Origin of the sequence: Pseudorhizobium marinum (assembly GCF_000705355.1) — a bacterium.
GTDB lineage: Bacteria > Pseudomonadota > Alphaproteobacteria > Rhizobiales > Rhizobiaceae > Neorhizobium > Neorhizobium pelagicum.
This window is the reverse complement of sequence record NZ_JMQK01000002.1, coordinates 62039-78378: the sequence shown is the minus strand read 5'-3', so window position 1 is coordinate 78378 and position 16340 is coordinate 62039. Positions and strand designations below refer to the sequence as shown.

Annotated in this window: 15 protein-coding genes and 1 tRNA gene; 13 read left to right on the top strand and 3 right to left on the bottom strand. The window is 64.1% G+C overall.

Features of this window, described 5'->3' with window-relative positions; genetic code table 11:
- Positions 1-28 precede the first annotated feature (28 nt).
- Together EO99_RS0102515 and EO99_RS0102510 are read left to right on the top strand one after the other, a co-directional pair.
- Positions 29-1318 (top strand): ABC transporter substrate-binding protein, encoded by a 1290-nt coding sequence (locus tag EO99_RS0102515; protein WP_029617070.1) that lies wholly within the window; start codon positions 29-31, stop codon positions 1316-1318.
- 78 nt (positions 1319-1396) lie between these two features.
- Positions 1397-2197: a phosphodiesterase gene (locus tag EO99_RS0102510; RefSeq protein ID WP_029617069.1), complete on the top strand. Its 801-nt coding sequence runs from the start codon at positions 1397-1399 to the stop codon at positions 2195-2197.
- Positions 2198-2267: 70 nt separating this feature from the next.
- Here the strand turns inward: EO99_RS0102510 and EO99_RS27290 are convergent, their stop codons facing one another.
- A complete protein-coding gene (locus tag EO99_RS27290) occupies positions 2268-2489 on the bottom strand; it encodes a hypothetical protein (protein ID WP_156034601.1) in 222 nt (73 codons plus the stop codon).
- A gap of 79 nt (positions 2490-2568) precedes the next feature.
- Here EO99_RS27290 and EO99_RS0102500 point away from each other — a divergent pair, with 79 nt between their 5' ends.
- Entirely contained in the window at positions 2569-3633 is a 1065-nt protein-coding gene (locus tag EO99_RS0102500) for an AI-2E family transporter (RefSeq protein WP_051679674.1), read from the top strand.
- A gap of 18 nt (positions 3634-3651) precedes the next feature.
- Here the strand turns inward: EO99_RS0102500 and EO99_RS0102495 are convergent, their stop codons facing one another.
- Both EO99_RS0102495 and EO99_RS0102490 read right to left on the bottom strand, forming a co-directional pair.
- Positions 3652-4626 carry a transglycosylase SLT domain-containing protein gene (locus tag EO99_RS0102495; RefSeq protein ID WP_029617067.1) on the bottom strand — a complete coding sequence of 325 codons (975 nt, stop codon included), beginning with the start codon at positions 4624-4626 and terminating at the stop codon, positions 3652-3654.
- 118 nt (positions 4627-4744) lie between these two features.
- Positions 4745-5101, bottom strand: a complete 357-nt coding sequence (locus EO99_RS0102490; protein WP_029617066.1) for a hypothetical protein — start codon at positions 5099-5101, stop codon at positions 4745-4747.
- Between the two features lie 221 nt (positions 5102-5322).
- Here EO99_RS0102490 and EO99_RS0102485 point away from each other — a divergent pair.
- The 10 genes from EO99_RS0102485 (at position 5323) to EO99_RS0102440 (ending at position 16296) form a co-directional block, all read left to right on the top strand.
- Positions 5323-5399, top strand: a tRNA-Pro gene (locus tag EO99_RS0102485).
- Positions 5400-5697: 298 nt separating this feature from the next.
- A complete protein-coding gene (pip, locus tag EO99_RS0102480) occupies positions 5698-6660 on the top strand; it encodes a prolyl aminopeptidase (protein ID WP_037110913.1) in 963 nt (320 codons plus the stop codon).
- Positions 6657-8465: a S9 family peptidase gene (locus tag EO99_RS0102475; RefSeq protein ID WP_029617064.1), complete on the top strand. Its 1809-nt coding sequence runs from the start codon at positions 6657-6659 to the stop codon at positions 8463-8465. Before pip ends, EO99_RS0102475 begins: the two co-directional genes overlap by 4 nt.
- Positions 8466-8493: 28 nt before the next feature.
- The gene (locus tag EO99_RS0102470) at positions 8494-9924 is read left to right on the top strand and encodes a M20 family metallopeptidase (protein ID WP_029617063.1); all 1431 of its coding nucleotides are present in this window, start codon (positions 8494-8496) and stop codon (positions 9922-9924) included.
- 80 nt (positions 9925-10004) lie between these two features.
- Positions 10005-11621 carry an ABC transporter substrate-binding protein gene (locus EO99_RS0102465; RefSeq protein WP_029617062.1) on the top strand — a complete coding sequence of 539 codons (1617 nt, stop codon included), beginning with the start codon at positions 10005-10007 and terminating at the stop codon, positions 11619-11621.
- A 10-nt stretch (positions 11622-11631) separates the two neighbouring features.
- A complete protein-coding gene (locus EO99_RS0102460; protein WP_081851965.1) occupies positions 11632-12708 on the top strand; it encodes an ABC transporter permease in 1077 nt (358 codons plus the stop codon).
- 7 nt (positions 12709-12715) lie between these two features.
- Entirely contained in the window at positions 12716-13648 is a 933-nt protein-coding gene (gene nikC, locus EO99_RS0102455) for a nickel transporter permease (RefSeq protein ID WP_029617060.1), read from the top strand.
- The gene (locus EO99_RS0102450) at positions 13641-14507 is read left to right on the top strand and encodes an ABC transporter ATP-binding protein (RefSeq protein ID WP_029617059.1); all 867 of its coding nucleotides are present in this window, start codon (positions 13641-13643) and stop codon (positions 14505-14507) included. Before nikC ends, EO99_RS0102450 begins: the two co-directional genes overlap by 8 nt.
- Complete coding sequence (locus tag EO99_RS0102445; protein ID WP_029617058.1) at positions 14504-15289, top strand: ABC transporter ATP-binding protein; 786 nt, start codon at positions 14504-14506, stop codon at positions 15287-15289. The genes EO99_RS0102450 and EO99_RS0102445 overlap by 4 nt, the downstream gene beginning before the upstream one ends.
- Positions 15286-16296 carry a serine hydrolase domain-containing protein gene (locus EO99_RS0102440; protein ID WP_235776744.1) on the top strand — a complete coding sequence of 337 codons (1011 nt, stop codon included), beginning with the start codon at positions 15286-15288 and terminating at the stop codon, positions 16294-16296. The genes EO99_RS0102445 and EO99_RS0102440 overlap by 4 nt, the downstream gene beginning before the upstream one ends.
- Positions 16297-16340: the final 44 nt, after the last annotated feature.

The following is a 16340-nucleotide window of genomic DNA, read 5'->3' as shown; positions in this document are numbered from 1 at the left end:
CGATAAACCCACATACTGGAGATCTGATATGAAGATGTCTCGACGCACCGCCCTGAGCGGCCTGGCCATCGGCCTGGCTGTTGCAGGCCTCGGCAAGCCTGCCTTTTCGCAGGAAATGACGCTGGAAGTTCTCTACAACCTGCCGGGCTTCACGAAATTCCATCAGCCGCTGGCCGATGAGTTCATGAAGAACAATCCCGACATCAAGATCAACTTCCTGGCGCCTGCCGCCGGCTACAACGAAGGCCAGCAGCAGGTGCTGCGTTCGGCCGTCACCGGCAACCTGCCCGACGTCTATTTCTCGGGCTACAATCTGACGGCGGAACTCGTCCACACGCTGGCGCCGCGCAACCAGATCACCGATCTCGGCCCCTTCATCGAAGCCGAAGGCGCGTCCTTCCTCGACGACAACTACAGCCCGAAGATGGCCGCTCTCGGCCAGATCGACGGCAAGCAGTATGGCCTGCCGGTCAACGCCTCCTCGCCGATCATCTACATCAACGCCGATCTCGTGCGCAAAGCCGGCGGTGACCCGGACAACATGCCGAAGACCTTCGCCGGTCTGATCGAGCTCGCCGGCAAGATCCACGAGATGGACAGCACGGTTGCCGGCATGGGCTACGACATCAACGGCTGGCCGGACGACTGGCTGTGGCAGGCGCTGATCTTCCAGCAGGGCGGTCAGCTCGTCGACCCGGCCACCAAGACGGTTGCCTTCGACAACGAAATCGGTCTCAACGCCCTGAAGCTGGCTCGCCAGTTCGTCACCGAGGGTCACCAGACCCTGCTCGACTGGGACCAGTCGCGTCAGCAGTTCGGTGCAGGCCAGACCGGCTTCATCTTCTCCACCCCGGCACACGTACAGACCATCCAGGGTCTGGTCGGTGACCGCTTCGAACTGAAGACCGCTACCTTCCCGCTCGACAACGCCGAAAACGGCGGCGTACCGACGGGCGGCAATTCGGCCGTGATCCTGACCCAGGACAAGGCCAAGCAGGACGCCGCCTGGAAGTACCTGAAGTGGATCACCGGTCCTGAGGCGCAGAACACCATCGTACGCATCACCGGCTATCTGCCGACCAACAAGCTTGCGACCGGCGAGAACTTCCTCGCGCCTTACTACGTCGAGAACCCGAACGTGAAGACGGCGTCCCTGCAGGCTGACCGTTCGCTGCCTTGGGCCGGTTATCCGGGCGGCGATTCCGTCCGCATCTGGCGCACCCAGCGCGACATCATCGGCGCCGTCATGCGCGGTGAAGTCACGCCGGAAGACGGCCTGAAGCAGATCGTCGACCAGACCAACGGCCTCATGAACTAAGCCTGCTGCAGCAGGATCGCGACAGGGCTGCGGAGATCATCGTCTCCGCAGCCTCCTTTTTTTCGAAAGAGAACGACCATGAAGATCATTCAAGTGACGGATACCCACCTGATGCCCTCGGGCGTGGTGGTCAACGGCGTCGACCCGGAACAGCAGCTGCGCGCCGCGGTCGCCGACATCATCGAGAAGCATTCGGACGCCGACCTGCTCGTGATGACGGGCGACCTCTGCAACTACGGCGACCCGGAAGCCTACGAGCTGCTGCGCGACATCCTCGCGCCGGTGCCCTTCAAGGTGCGCCTGATGCTCGGCAACCACGACAAGCGCCCCGCATTCGTCGCGGCCTTCCCGGAGCAGCCGCGCGACGACAACGGCCACATCCAGTCCGTCATGGATACGGAATTCGGCCGCCTGCTGTTTCTCGACAGCCATGAGGAAGGGGTGATCGGCGGGATCTACGACGAGCCGCGTCTGGCATGGCTCGACCGGGCGCTCTCCGAAGCCGGTGACCTGCCGGTCACGGTCTTCATCCACCATCCGCCTATGGATGCCGGGATCGCCCATTTCAGCAAGATCGGCATGCACGACGAGGGCGCAATCATGCGGCGTCTTGCTGCCCATCCAGCCGGGGTGCGCCATATCCTGTTTGGCCATATCCACGTGCCGCTTGCAGGCACCAGCGCCGAGGGCATCGCCTACAGCTCCGGCCAGGCCTGTTCGCACCGCTTCATCACCGATCTGGAGGCATTGGACCCGTGGTGGACGAGCGGCAATCCCTGCTATCGCATCGTGCTTCTCGACGACCACGGTCTGCGCACCTATGGCGCCGAAGTGGGGCAGGTGCAGATTGAGCGCGCGATTATCTGCGAAGGTCCGTGATGTGCAACAGGCCCCGCGGTGATCCGTGGGGCCTGTTGAATGAAACGCTGAAGGCGTTTCCCGCGCGTTGCTAGAAAATCAGCATCAGCAGCAGGACGACGACGATCAGGCCGATGAGGAAAATGGCACCGATCGTGCCGCCGATGAACTTGAGCATGAGGATCTCCTTGGGCCGCTTCGCGGCGGGTTTGGTTTCAGCGTCTGCGGTAGACTGAGACGCCCTTCGCCAAGGGAACACATATCGGGCCCAGCCGGTTCCATCACTGCGGGCACGGCCCCGCAGCCAAATCATGGTCGGTGCCTCTGTCGGATCGTCCGCCGCGGCCTATATCGGCCTCTCTCGCCATGAACGAAGAAGGGCATGCAGCGCGATGATCGGATCTGAAGCGGAAGCGACGAAGAGAGACAAGTGGCGAGTGAGGCTTGCGCCGCGCCCGGTCTCGGTCTGTCTGGTGTTTGGCCTGCTGCTGCTGATGCTGGTGATGATGCCGGGCACGCTGCTGCTGATTTTTGCAGGCGGTCTGCTGGCCATCCTCTTCAGGACGAGCGGTGTCTATATCGCCAGGATGCTCTCCATTGCCCCGGGCTGGGGCGTTGCCATTTTCCTGGTTGGGCTGCTTGCCGTCATCGTCGGCGGCGGGTTTTATCTGTCTCCGGCCATTTCCAACCAGGCGGAGCAGCTTTGGGAACAGGTTCCGAACGCAGTCCGCAACCTCCGCGGCGGGCTTGAGGAATATGCCTGGGGCCGGCAGTTGATCGAGCGCCTCAACGAGGGTGGCCTCTGGCCCTCCGGTACCGGCGGTGCGGCAACCCAGGCGGTCAGTTCCGCCTTCGGCTATCTCGGCAATACCGTCATCGTCCTCTTCATCGCGCTCTATGGCGCCTTCGATCCCGCCACCTATCGCAACGGCCTTCTCAAGCTCATTGCGCCATCGGCGCGGGGCAAGGGGGAGCGGGTGCTCGACAATTCCGTCAAGACCCTGCAGAGCTGGCTGACGGCGCAGCTGATCTCGATGACCGTGGTCGGCGTTCTGACCGGTCTCGGCCTCTGGTTCATCGGCATTCCGCTGGCGCTTCTGCTGGGGCTGATCGCCGGCCTGCTCGCCTTCATCCCGAACGTCGGCCCGGTGCTCGCCGCCACGCCCGGCGTGCTGCTGGCCGTCCCGGAAGGGTTTCATTCCGTGCTGCTGGTTCTCGGCGTCTATCTCGCGGTTCAGGCGCTGGAAAGCTATGTGGTGACGCCGATCGTGCAGCAGGAGAAGGTCTCCCTGCCGCCCGTCCTGGTGATTTCCACGCAGCTCATCTTCGGCTCGCTGTTCGGCCTCATCGGGCTGGCGCTTGCAACGCCGATGACGGCGCTGTTCATGCAGCTGATCTCCGACCTCTATGTCGACGACTACCTTGAGAAGGAAGAGCGCCAGATCGTCGAGGTGTGAAGGTCCGACCGTCTCGGGTCACTGGTTGCGCAGCACCGTGCAGCTGCCGCCCGCGTCCTTGATCCGCGCACAGAGCGCCTGTGCCTCCGCCCGGCTGTCGCGGCCGATCCGGGCGGCGTAGCGGGGGCGGTAGCCGAAGTTGCCGCGCGTCTGGCGCACGATGATCGGCAGCTCTTCGCTCAGTGGATCCGGCAGCTTGGCAATCGCCCGCGCAAACAGCCGGCGCGCCACCTCCGGGTTGAGATGTGCGGCAAGCTGCACGCCCCAGGGCGCCCATGCTCCTTCGCCGATCAGCGTGCCCGGCGAGAGCCGCCGGCTGTCAGCCAGCGCCACGCAACTCTCCACGAAAGGCGTGTCGCCGTCGAGCGGCGCAGCTGCCTGCTCCGGTGGTTCGGCCGACCATTGCTCCACCGAAGCACCGGTGATCGCCAGCACATAGGCGCGCGTCTCATAGGGCAGGGTGCCGCCGGCAAGATAGGAGCGCAGCCGGGCTTCCCCGGCATTATAGGCTGCGGCAGCCAGCCCGTAGCCGCCGAAACGGTCGTTGAGGTCCGCAAGATAGGTGGCGGAAGCCTGCAGCGCCGGGAGAATGTCGAAACTGTTCTCAAGCCCGCGCAGCCTGGCCATCCCGGGCATGAACTGCGCGATGCCTTCCGCGCCCTTGGGGCTGACGGCATCGGGCCGGAACAGGCTTTCGCGCCAGATCAGCCGCGCCAGGAAATCTGCCGGCACCTGACGCGCCTCGGCGAAATAGGCGATGCCCTCGCAAAGGTCGCGGTTGAAGCTTTCCTTGCGGATGCAGAGCGCCTGCCCGGCGCCGGCCTCGGTCCAGGAGGAGAGGCAGCCATCGCCCTCTGCATCCGGACCGGCGTCGGAACCCGTGCTGGAATCTGCGTCGGTACCAGCCTCGGGTTGCGAGGACGCCTCCATGGCCGAGACGTCGGGAACGGCTGCTGCCAGGAGCATGGCGAGGAAGATCGCTGAGCGTTTCATCGCAGGGGCATCCTCGCTTCGTCCTCGGCCTGTTCAAGAGGCAAAAGCTAGCGCCCTGGCGGCAAAAAAGAAGCCCGCCGGTGAGGGCGGGCCTGAAGCGTGGAATTCGGGTGCCGACCTACTCCGCCATCAACAGTTCCTCGCAATAGCTCGGGCCAGTGGCGCCCTGGCGGTCGGCAGTGATGCGGATGTCGCGGATCGTATAGTCGGCATCGACCGTCAGCTGTGCGGCGCAGCTGACGTTTGCTGTCCGCCCGTTGGCCAGCTTGATGCGGTTGTAGCCGCCGCGCCAGTTGTAGAGCGTCGTGGCGCCGACAGGGGTGTCGCTGATCGGCGGGCCGTAGGCGGCGAAATACTTCCCGGCGGACTGACCGACCCAGCGGGCCTCGATCGGAGTGGCGGGCGCGCTCGTGGTGGTGCAGGCAGACAATGCAATGGCGAAAACGGCAGTCGATGCGATGATGCGGAGGCTCATGACCCTCAAACCCTTGGTTGGTGGCGCCGGCGGCGTCTGCGGCTGCCCTAGCAGATTTCCGGAAGCCGTCACGACCGCTCGTCCACCCGCCGCGCAAAATTTCGCAACCGCCACATTTTTGTCACGTCGGGCGCGACGCCAGACTATAAAACACTGCCGGGAATTTCATTTCGACCGCTTGCCGAAGCCGAACGGCTGGTCTATAGAGGCGCCGCTGGTCACGGAGTGTAGCGCAGCCTGGTAGCGCACGTCGTTCGGGACGACGGGGTCGCAGGTTCAAATCCTGCCACTCCGACCAGCGAAAAGCCTTTTCCCGACGGCTTCCAAGCTTCATGTAGGCTGAATTCCGGTGCTTCTGGACCCGCTGTCCGCGAGCGTAACGGTCAAGGGGCCGTCCGCCGCCGTCCGAGTGACATCATCCCATGGAAGCCTTGTTCCCCGGTGCCCGCTGGCGAGGCAAGGCGGATTCTATTCCAAACCGGAATGGGTCATTTCGTTTTCTCATTAGACATGTGCGCTTCGATCGTCCCATTATGCCCATAACATCGGCGTGTCTATAAAATAGGCAAAACTCCGAAGTTGGAAGGATGACGGGGATGCAGGAGCAGGGTTTGGAGCGCGGCTTCTATGTGCAGGCAGACTCGCTCCACCACCTGTATGTTGAGGAACACGGCAGCCAAAGCGGGATTCCGGTCGTGGTTCTTCACGGCGGTCCCGGCGCGGGAATGTCCCGCAAGCAGATCGAGACCTTCGATCTCTCTGCGTTCCGCATCATCATCTTCGACCAGCGGGGAGCCGGACGGTCCACACCGCATGCGGACCTTCGCGACAACACGACGCCGAAGCTGATTGCCGACCTCGAAACCCTGCGGGCGCATCTCGGGATCGAGAACTGGCTGGTGTCCGGCGGCTCCTGGGGCAGTTGCCTGGCGTTGGCTTATGCGCAGGCTCATCCCGACCGCTGCCTGGGATTGCGGCTCCATGGCATTTTCCTGGCCGGCAGGGAGGACATCGACTGGTGGTTCAACGGGCTGCGCGCCATCTTTCCGGACGAATGGGAGACGTTTTCGGCATTCATTCCAGAGGGCGAACGGCATGACCTGCTGTCGGCCTATTACCGCCGGTTGACGAGCGGCAACGCCGACGAGGAGGCAGCCGCCGCACTCAGCCTGCGCGGCTTCTCGGCCAGGACCCAGACATTCCGGCCCGATGCGGATCATGTCGCGGCCCTGATGGAGCCGAAGGCGGCGCTGGCTGTTGCGCGCCTGTTCACCCATTACTGCATCAACGGAGCTTTCCTCGCGCCCGGCCAATTGCTGGCTGGGATCGAATGTATCCGGCACCTGCCCTGCGAGATCGTGCAGGGCCGCTATGACACCGTGACGCCGATGGCTTCTGCCCGGCGGCTGCACAGGGCCTGGCCGGAAGCCGGCTTCACGGTCGTCACCGAAGCCAATCATCAATCGACCACAGGGCCGCTGTTCGAGGAACTCAAGCGCGCATCCGAGCGGTTGCACGCAAAGCTCAGCATTGGCGGTCAAGGAAGCATGACGGCATGACCCAATCGTTCGACCCATCCGCAATCGACGCCTTCGTGCAGATCCGTTCCGCGAAGTCCCCGGCCGTGTCGCCGGACGGCCAGTGGCTGGCGTATCTTTCCGACGCAAGCGGTTTCAACCAGCTGTGGATCACATCCTTCACGGGGGGAGCGCCGCGGCAGGTCACGGACATGCCGGAGCCGATCGGTGCGTTTGCGTTCAATCCGAAAGGCGCGGGCATCCTCTTCACGATGGACACCGGCGGCGACGAACGTCACCAGCTGTGGCTTTTGCCGGATCTCGATGCGCAGCCCGTGGCGCTGACGCAAGCGGCTTCGGTGGTCCATCTCTGGGGTGCCTGGTCGCCGGATGGTACGCGCATCGGCTATGCTTCGAACGGACGATCGCCCCACGACATGGACGTCCATGTCATGGATGTCGCGACGCGCACGGTCTCGACGGTCCTGACCGGCACCGGAATGCGGGAGGTGCTGGCCTTCTTCCCGGACGGCCAGTCGTTGCTGGTGCGCGAGTCGCTGCGGTCCGGAAATGATCAGGACATCTACCGCCTGGATATCGCCAGCGGCGAACGGATGCCTTTCCTGGAGCATGCCGGCAAGGCCCGCTATCTCGCCGCGCGCCTGTTCAAGGACGGCAGCGGCGGTCTTACCGTCTGCGACCAGGACAGCGACGCCATGAGGATCGGCCGGTTTGCCGCCGACGGCACCGGCTTCGTGCCAGTGGTCGACCTGCCGAGCCGCGATGCCGAGGCATTGGCGCTGTCGCCCGATCAGCAGCGCGTCGCCTTCGTCGTCAACGAGGAAGGCTGGAGCCGGATCGGCCTGTGTGGTCGCGACGGCAGCAATCTTCGCCTGCTGGATGCGCAGCCGTCCGGCGTCATCACGTCCCTGGCGTTCACGCCGGACGGTCGCTCCCTCGTCTTTCCGCTCGAGGGGGCCACGAGGCCGCCGGCGATCTGGAAGTTCGATCGTTCGACGGAAACTTTCGAGCCGCTGGTTTCTGCCGAGACGACGGGACAGGACACGGCCTCCTTCGTCGAGCCGGTCGTCGAGCGGTTTGCCAGTTTCGACGGGCGCAAGGTGCCGGCCTTCGTCTACACGCCGCCATCGCCGCCGCCGCCGGCGGGTTACCCGGTGCTCTTCATCGTCCACGGCGGTCCGGAAATGCAGTGGAAGCCGGATTTTCGCGCCGACGTGCAGTTCCTGCTGAGCCAGGGGGTCATGGTGGTGGCGCCGAACGTGCGCGGCAGCACCGGCTACGGCCGCGCCTTCCATGAACTCGACGACCGCGAGAACCGAATGGATTCCGTCGCCGACCTGCGCGAAATCCGGATGGCGATCGGCGCCCGCGCCGATGTTGACGACAGCCGCATCGGCGTCTTCGGCCGGTCCTACGGCGGCTTCATGGTTCTGTCGGCGCTGACGGAGGACCCGGATCTGTGGAAACTCGGCGTGGACTTTTACGGTGTCGGCAATTTCCTCACCCATCTGCTCGCCACCGGTCCCTGGGGCCGGCAGCAGCGCGCTGCCGAATATGGCGAGCCCGCCGTGATGCGCGAGGCGCTGGAGCGGTTTTCGCCGATCAACCGCATTGCCCGGATGAAGGCGCCGCTTCTCATCGTCCACGCCAACCGCGATCCCCGCGTGCCCATGGGCCAGAGCGAGGACATCTACTCGTGCCTGAGCGGTCTCGGGCACGACTGCCAGTACCTGCGCGTCGACCATGAAGGCCACGGCTTTGCGCGCCGGGACAATCGCCTGAAGGTGTTTTCCACCTTCGCCCGCTTCCTCGCACACCATCTTTGACAGCAAGCCTTACCGGAGAATTTGAGACATGCAGAACAGTGAGCCGATCTGGGATCTGGTCGATGAGCACAGGCCCGAATTCGAGGCCTTGAGCGATCGGGTCTGGGGTATGCCGGAAATCGCCTATACCGAGTACAGCTCGGTGGCCGAACATGCCGCCATGCTGCGCCAGCAGGGTTTTCGCGTGACGGAGAACGTCGCGGGCATCCCGACGGCGGTCATGGGCGAGGCGGGCGAGGGCGGACCGATCATCGCCATTCTCGGCGAATACGACGCGCTGCCGGGCCTCAGCCAGGAAGCCGGAATAGCCGAACCGAAGCCGCTGCCGGGCAATGGCCATGGCCATGGCTGCGGCCATAACCTGCTCGGATCCGCCGCCATGCTGGCGGCGACGGCCATCAAGGACTGGCTGGCCCAGACCGGCAAGCCGGGACGGGTGCGCTATTACGGCTGCCCGGCGGAAGAGGGCGGTGCGGCCAAGTCGTTCATGGCCCGCGAAGGCGCCTTCGATGGCGTCGATGCGGCCATCACATGGCATCCCGCCGCCTTTACCGAGGTTGCCAAGGCACGATCGCTTGCCAATACGCGCATGGATTTCCGTTTCACCGGGCGCTCGTCGCATGCCGCAGCGGCACCGCACCTCGGGCGCTCGGCACTCGATGCCGTCGAGCTCATGAATGTCGGCGTCAACTATCTGCGCGAACACGTGCCGGACTCCAGCCGCATCCATTACGCCATGCTCGATTCCGGCGGTATCGCGCCCAACGTCGTGCAGGCGAAGTCGGCCGTGCGCTACGCGATCCGCTCGCGGGACCTCAAGGGCATGCTGGAGCTCAACGAGCGCGTCAAGCAGGTGGCGCTGGGCGCCGCGATGATGACCGGCACGACGGTCGACATCTCCATCATGAGCGCCGTTTCCAACCTCCTGCCCAACCGTCCGCTGGAGGAGGCCATGCATCGCACGCTCGAGCGTCTGGGGCCCGTCGCCTTCGATGCCGAGGATAAGGCATTTGCCGCCCAGATCCAGGCGACGCTCAGCGACGAGGACATCGACAACGCCTATCTCCGCATTGGCCTGCCGCGGCAGGACAACACCCCGCTCTGCGACTTCATCGTCCCGTTGGACGTGGACGGTGAGCCGATGATCGGTTCGACGGATGTCGGAGACGTCAGCTGGCTCATGCCGACCGTGCAGGCCCATGCGGCGACGATCGCCATCGGCACGCCCGGCCATTCCTGGCAGGTGACGGCGCAGGGCAAGACGCCGGCCGCGCACAAGGGCATGGCGCATGCCGCCAAGATGATGGCCGGCACCGCCATCGACCTCTTCAGCGACAGCGATCTGCTGGCCGCCGCCAAGGCCGACCATCAGGCGCGGGTCGGCAGGACCTCCTACGTGTGCCCGATCCCGCCCGAGGTGCAGCCACCGCTGCAGCCGCGCCCGATGCAGGCCGCCTGACACTGGAATACCCCGGGGTCGCCAAAGACCCCGGGCTGGACATCAGAGCTTGAGATTCAAAAACAAGGGGAACTGTAAGCATGATACCGAAGAACCTTTCCAAGAACCGCGCGGTCGCTGTCGTTACCGCCGCCGCACTTCTCTCTTCCATCAGCCTGCCCGCGCTGGCGGCAACACCCGATTCCGCGCTTGTCATGGCCTGGAATATCGATGCCATCAGCACCTTCGACCCCGCTCAGGTCGGCGAGGTCGTCACCAACGAACTGCTGCAGAACACCTGCGACTCGCTTGTGGATTTCGATCCCGCCGACGAATCCAAGGTCGTGCCGCTCCTGGCCAAGAGCTGGGACGTTTCCGAGGACCGCAAGCAGATCACCTTCCATCTCAACGAGGGCCTGACATTTCCGGGCGGCGCGCCGGCCACGGCCAACGAACTGGCCTGGTCGATGCAGCGCGTCGTGCTGCTCGGTTACGGCAATGCCGCCACGCTGACCGAATACGGTTTCACCAAGGAAAACGTGAAGGAGCGCATCACGGCCACGGACGACAACACGCTGGTCCTGACGCTCGACAATCCCTACCCGACAAACCTCATCCTGCAGGCCATCGGCGCCAACCGCGTTTCAGCGCTGCTGGACCAGAAGACGCTGACGGAAGAAGAAGTCGATGGCGACCTCGGCAACAAATATCTCGCCACCAATACCGCCTGCGTCGGACCTTACAAACTGGTGCAATGGAACGCCGGCGAGTCCATCGTCCTGGAAGCCAACGAGGACTACTATGGCACTCAGCCGAAACTTCAGCGCGTGCTGGTGCGGCACGTGGCGGAGCCCGGCACGCAGCGCCTGCTTCTCACCCAGGGCGACATCGACATTGCCCGCGATCTGTCGCCGGATGATCTTGCCGATCTCGACGGCAAGCCGGGCCTCAAGGTGGAACGGGTCCTGAAGCCTCAGCTGTTCTTCTGGATCTTCAACTCCCTCGATCCGGTCTTCAAGGAGGAAAAGGTCCGTCTCGCGATGCGGTACCTGATCGACTACGAGGGTCTCGGGAAGTCGGTGATGACCTATCTCGGCGTGCCGCGGGCAAGCTTTGCCCAGCTCGGTGCCACGGGTGCGCTGGACGCTGCGGAAGGCCAGCCCTTCACGCTCGACCTGGAAAAGGCCAAGGCGCTGCTGACCGAAGCCGGATATCCGGATGGTTTCGAAGCGAGTGTCCTGTTCGGCACGCTGCCCCACTCTGCCCCGATCGCCCAGAGCATCCAGCAGAATGCCTCCAAGGTTGGCGTCAAGCTCAACCTCGAACGGATGGCCAATGCCCAGCTGTTTGCCCGCATCCGTGGCCGTGAATTCCAGAGCGGCATGCTGGCCTGGCAGACGGGCGTCCCCGACGCCCACGGCAATGCCTCACGCTTGGTCTACAACCCCGACAACAGTGCGGAAGCCAAGCTGACGCAGATCCCCGCCTGGCGCGCCGGCTTCCAGAACGAGGAGTTCAACGCCCGCGTCAAGGAAGCTCTGCTTGAAAGCGATCCGGAGAAGCGCAACCAGATCTACTACCAGCTGCAGAAGGATGTGATGGAGAAGGGACCGATGGCGATCATGTTCCAGATGTATAACATCCTGGGCATGAGCGATAAGGTCAAGGATTGGAGCTGGAACGGCTTCCGCGTGTATTACGACACAGCCTCCAAGTAAGGGTCGCATCATGGCGGACCACACCCATTCGGCTCCCCGTAGCGATACGGGGAGCGGGGCGAGGCCGAACCCGATCCTCGTCGTCGCAAGCCTTGTCGGCAAGACACTCGTACCGGTTCTCGTAACCCTGTTCGGTCTTGCGGCCCTGACATTCTTCATCGGCAGGATGCTGCCGATCGATCCCGTCGCCTCCATCCTCGGCGACAATGCCACCCAGGATGCCTATGAGAAGATGTCGGCAGCGCTCGGCATGGACAAGCCGCTCTGGTACCAGTTCGGCGTCTATCTGAAGGGCATCCTGTCCTTGGATTTCGGCGATGCTCTGACCACGGGCAGGCCCGTGATGGACGATATTGCCCGCGTCTTTCCGGCGACGATCGAGCTTGCCACCCTGTCGATCATCATCGGCACCGGCTTCGGCATTCCCGCTGGCGTGCTGTCGGCCATGTACCGCAATTCCTGGCTCGACAATGCCATTCGCTTCACCGGCCTGATCGGCTATTCGGCGCCGAACTTCTGGCTCGGGCTGATGGGCCTGGTGCTGTTCTATGCCACGCTCGGCTGGATCGGCGGTCCGGGACGCATCGATTTCATCTACGAGTTCGAGCTCGAACCCGTGACCGGCTTCCACCTGATCGACAGCGCGCTGGCCGGCAACTGGGAAATCTTCCGCAACGTCTTCGGCCACATCATCCTGCCGGCTTCCATCCTCGGATTCGGCGCCCTAGCCTACATCAGCCGGATGACGCGCAGCTTCATGATCGAGCAGCTCAGCCAGGAGTATATCGTCACGGCCCGCGTCAAGGGCCTCTCCTGGGCACGAACCGTGTGGGTCCATGCATTCCGCAACGTCGCGGTTCAGGTCCTCACGGTGGTGGCGCTGTCCTACGCTTTCCTGCTCGAGGGGGCTGTGCTGACCGAGACGGTCTTCGCCTGGCCGGGCTTCGGCCGCTACCTGACCAACGCGCTCCTCGTCGGCGACATGAACGCAGTCGTCGGATGCTCCCTTCTGGTCGGCGTCATCTTCGTCACCCTCAACCTCGTCTGCGATCTCCTCTATCGCGTCTTCGACCCCAGAACCCGGTGAGGCAGCCATGAGAGACCAAACCCTGACTTCCGACACCCGTTCACCCTCCGGATTGGGCGCCTGGCTGCGCGCGCCGGTTCCCACCTCACCCTTTCATGCGCGCGTACAGCAGCTGTGGCTGCAATGGCGGCAGCTGCGAGCCAACCCGACGGCACTGTTCGGGCTGATCGTCATTGTCGTGATCCTGGTGGCCGCCCTCTTCGCGCCGCTTCTGGCGACGCACGACATCTACAGTCAGAACCTCGCCGCAAGGCTCCTGGCGCCCTCGTCGGAGCATTGGCTCGGCACCGACGAGCTCGGCCGCGACGTCTACAGCCGCCTGCTGTTCGGCGCCCGCATCACACTCTATATCGCGCTCCTGACCACGGTCATCGTCGCCCCGATCGGCCTCATCGTCGGCACCACGGCAGGCTATCTCGGCGACTGGGTGGATACGGTGCTGATGCGCATCGTCGACGTGTTCCTGGCCTTCCCCAACCTCATCCTGGCGCTCGCCTTCGTCGCGGCCCTCGGCCCGGGGATCGAAAACGCCATCATCGCGATATCGCTCGCCTCCTGGCCGCCGATCGCGCGGCTGGCGCGCGCCGAGACCCTGACGATCCGCAATTCGGATTACATCGCCGCCATGCGCCTGCAGGGAGCATCGAGCCTGCGCATCATCTTCGGCCATATCATGCCGATGTGCATCCCCTCGGTGGTGGTGCGCGTGACGCTGAACATGGCCGCCATCATTCTGACCGCCGCCGGACTTGGGTTCCTCGGCCTTGGCGCCCAGCCGCCGAGCCCGGAATGGGGCACGATGCTGTCCTCCGGCCGCGAATTCGTGATGACCAGCTGGTGGATTGCCGCCATTCCCGGATTTGCCATCCTCCTCACCAGCCTTGCCTTCAACCTTCTGGGCGACGGCCTGCGCGATGTACTGGATCCCCGTCATGGATAGACCACTGATCGACGTCAAGGATCTGAGGATCAGCTTTCACAACGCCCAGCGCAGCCATGACGCCGTGCGCGGCGTGTCGTTCACCATCGGTCGCGAGAAGGTCGGCATCGTGGGCGAATCCGGTTCGGGAAAGTCGCTGACCGGCCGCTCGCTCCTGAAACTGACCCCGCAAGGCGCCGAGCTCAGCGCCACGCATATGCGCTTCAAGGATGTTGACCTTCTCGCCGCCAGCGAGAGGGACATGCGAAAGATCCGGGGAAAGCATATCTCGATGATCCTCCAGGACCCAAAGTACTCCCTGAACCCGCTGATGCGCATCGGCGCCCAGATCGTCGAGGCGTATCGTCTGCACCACAGCGCGCCGCGCGCCGAAGCGAAATCCAAGGCGCTGGCCATGCTTGAGGCGGTCCAGATTCGCGATCCGGAACGCGTCTTCAAGCTTTACCCGCATGAAGTCTCCGGCGGCATGGGGCAGCGCATCATGATTGCCATGATGCTGATCCCCGAACCGGACCTCATCATCGCCGATGAACCGACCTCGGCGCTCGATGTGACGGTGCGCCGCCAGGTTCTGACCATCCTCGACGAACTGGTGACGCGCCGCGGGACAGGCCTGATGTTCATCAGCCACGACCTCAACCTCGTCGCCAGTTTCTGCGACCGGGTTCTGGTCATGTATGCGGGCCGTATCATGGAGGATCTGCCGGCCTCCGAGCTGCACAACGCGCGCCATCCCTATACGCAGTCGCTGCTGGAAAGCCTGCCGCGTCTCGATGCCGCCGTGGACGAGCTGAAAGTACCTGTCCGCGACCCGTCCTGGCTCGACGGACCAGTCTACCGGAATGGAGTTCTCGCATGAATCCCACGAGACCTCTCGTCGAGGCCGTCAGCCTTTCCGTCAGTTTCGGCGCCCGACATGCCCGCACCCGTGTGGTGGACGACGTGTCGTTTCGCATCAACAAGGGAGAGGCCTATGGCCTGATCGGTGAATCGGGCTGCGGCAAGTCGACGATCCTGCGGGTGATGTCCGGCCTCAACCATGAATACGATGGCGCCGTGACGCTTGCCGAACGGGAGCTGCCCAAGACGCGCACGAAGGATTTCTTCCGGCGTGTCCAGATGGTGTTCCAGGATCCCTACGGCAGCCTGCATCCGCGCAAGATCGTCGAAAAGGTGCTGGCAGAGCCACTCGCCATCCATGGCATAGACGGTGCCTCCGAGCGCATCGCCGCAACGCTGGACGCCGTCGGTCTCGGTCCCTCCTTCCGCTATCGCTATCCGCACGAGCTGTCGGGCGGCCAGCGCCAGCGGGTGGCGATCGCCCGGGCACTGATCACCGAGCCCGAGATCCTGCTCCTCGACGAGCCCACTTCGGCGCTCGACGTCTCGGTGCAGGCGGAAATCCTCAACCTTCTGAAGCGACTGCGGATCGAGCGCAATCTCACCTATCTGATGGTCTCTCACGACCTCGCCGTCATCGCCCATATCTGCGAGCGCGCCGGCATGATGTACAAGGGGCGGATCATCGAGGAGCTGACCGCACAGCAGATCCGCCAGTCGCAGGCGAAGGAAGATTACACCCGGGCGTTCCTGCAGGCGACCGTCGAGGCCGTCGCCAGGCGCGACGAGGATCGCGCATGAGCACTCAGCCGCAACGGGCAGATGCTGTCATGACATGGGAGCATGTCGCAGATCCGCGAGAGGCCGGCCTGAGCAAAGCCGGTCTCGATGCGGTGCAGGGCATTGCCGCGTCGCAGGCAACCGACATGCTACTCGTCGTTCGCCATGGCAAGATCGCCTTCTCCATCGGCGATCCGACAAGGAAGTTCCTCTGCCATTCCATGCGCAAGAGCTTCCTGGCCGCCCTGATCGGATGGGAAGTCGAGAGGGGTAGAATCGACCTTTCCGCCACGATGAAGAGCCTCGGCATCGACGACCGCGAGGGCCTGAGCGACATCGAGAAAGAGGCGACCGTCTACGATCTTCTGACGGCGCGCTCCGGCATCTATCATCCGGCGGGCTACGAAACCCCGTGGATGCGGCGCATCAAGGAAAGGCGCCATTCTCACGCGCCGGGCACGCATTGGTGCTACAACAACTGGGATTTCAACGCGCTGGGGACGATCTTCGAGAGGCTGACCGGGGAGACCGTCCACGACGCCTTCGCCCGCCGCATCGCCGGCCCGGTCGGGATGGAGGACGTCTCGCTCTCCGGTGACGCGCCGGACGGCTGGCACGAAAGCTTCGAGATCAGTGAACACCGCGCCTACCCCTTCCGCATGTCGAGCCGCGATCTCGCCCGCTTCGGCCAGCTTTTCCTGCAACAGGGCATCTGGGGCGCGACCGAAGTGCTGCCGGCCGGTTGGAGCCGGCAATGCACCATGCCCTATTCGCATGCCGGAACCCATGGCGCCTACGGCTACATGTGGTGGCTGGAGCGCGAGGGCGTGTTCCTGCCGGGTGTTGTGACGCCGAAGGGCAGCTATGCGGCCATGGGTGCCGGTGGCCACTACTGCCTCGTGATGCCTGCACTGGACATGGTGGTCGTCCATCGCGTCGACACGGAGACCAAGGGCCGCGGGGTCAGCGCCTTCGGCATGGGCCGGTTGTTGCGGCAGCTGCTCGCGGCCGTGGATGATCCCTCCTGAAGCCACATGCCGATCTCGCGCCCGGCTCGGGCGTGAACCCGTTC

What these genes read in the sequence shown, in the direction of transcription:
- EO99_RS0102515 (WP_029617070.1), top strand. Translation starts at nt 29, where the DNA reads ATGAAGATGTCTCGACGCACCGCCCTGAGCGGCCTGGCCATCGGCCTG.
- EO99_RS0102510 (WP_029617069.1), top strand. Translation starts at nt 1,397, where the DNA reads ATGAAGATCATTCAAGTGACGGATACCCACCTGATGCCCTCGGGCGTG.
- EO99_RS27290 (WP_156034601.1), bottom strand. Translation starts at nt 2,489, where the DNA reads ATGATTTGGCTGCGGGGCCGTGCCCGCAGTGATGGAACCGGCTGGGCC.
- EO99_RS0102500 (WP_051679674.1), top strand. Translation starts at nt 2,569, where the DNA reads ATGATCGGATCTGAAGCGGAAGCGACGAAGAGAGACAAGTGGCGAGTG.
- EO99_RS0102495 (WP_029617067.1), bottom strand. Translation starts at nt 4,626, where the DNA reads ATGAAACGCTCAGCGATCTTCCTCGCCATGCTCCTGGCAGCAGCCGTT.
- EO99_RS0102490 (WP_029617066.1), bottom strand. Translation starts at nt 5,101, where the DNA reads ATGAGCCTCCGCATCATCGCATCGACTGCCGTTTTCGCCATTGCATTG.
- pip (WP_037110913.1), top strand. Translation starts at nt 5,698, where the DNA reads ATGCAGGAGCAGGGTTTGGAGCGCGGCTTCTATGTGCAGGCAGACTCG.
- EO99_RS0102475 (WP_029617064.1), top strand. Translation starts at nt 6,657, where the DNA reads ATGACCCAATCGTTCGACCCATCCGCAATCGACGCCTTCGTGCAGATC.
- EO99_RS0102470 (WP_029617063.1), top strand. Translation starts at nt 8,494, where the DNA reads ATGCAGAACAGTGAGCCGATCTGGGATCTGGTCGATGAGCACAGGCCC.
- EO99_RS0102465 (WP_029617062.1), top strand. Translation starts at nt 10,005, where the DNA reads ATGATACCGAAGAACCTTTCCAAGAACCGCGCGGTCGCTGTCGTTACC.
- EO99_RS0102460 (WP_081851965.1), top strand. Translation starts at nt 11,632, where the DNA reads ATGGCGGACCACACCCATTCGGCTCCCCGTAGCGATACGGGGAGCGGG.
- nikC (WP_029617060.1), top strand. Translation starts at nt 12,716, where the DNA reads ATGAGAGACCAAACCCTGACTTCCGACACCCGTTCACCCTCCGGATTG.
- EO99_RS0102450 (WP_029617059.1), top strand. Translation starts at nt 13,641, where the DNA reads ATGGATAGACCACTGATCGACGTCAAGGATCTGAGGATCAGCTTTCAC.
- EO99_RS0102445 (WP_029617058.1), top strand. Translation starts at nt 14,504, where the DNA reads ATGAATCCCACGAGACCTCTCGTCGAGGCCGTCAGCCTTTCCGTCAGT.
- EO99_RS0102440 (WP_235776744.1), top strand. Translation starts at nt 15,286, where the DNA reads ATGAGCACTCAGCCGCAACGGGCAGATGCTGTCATGACATGGGAGCAT.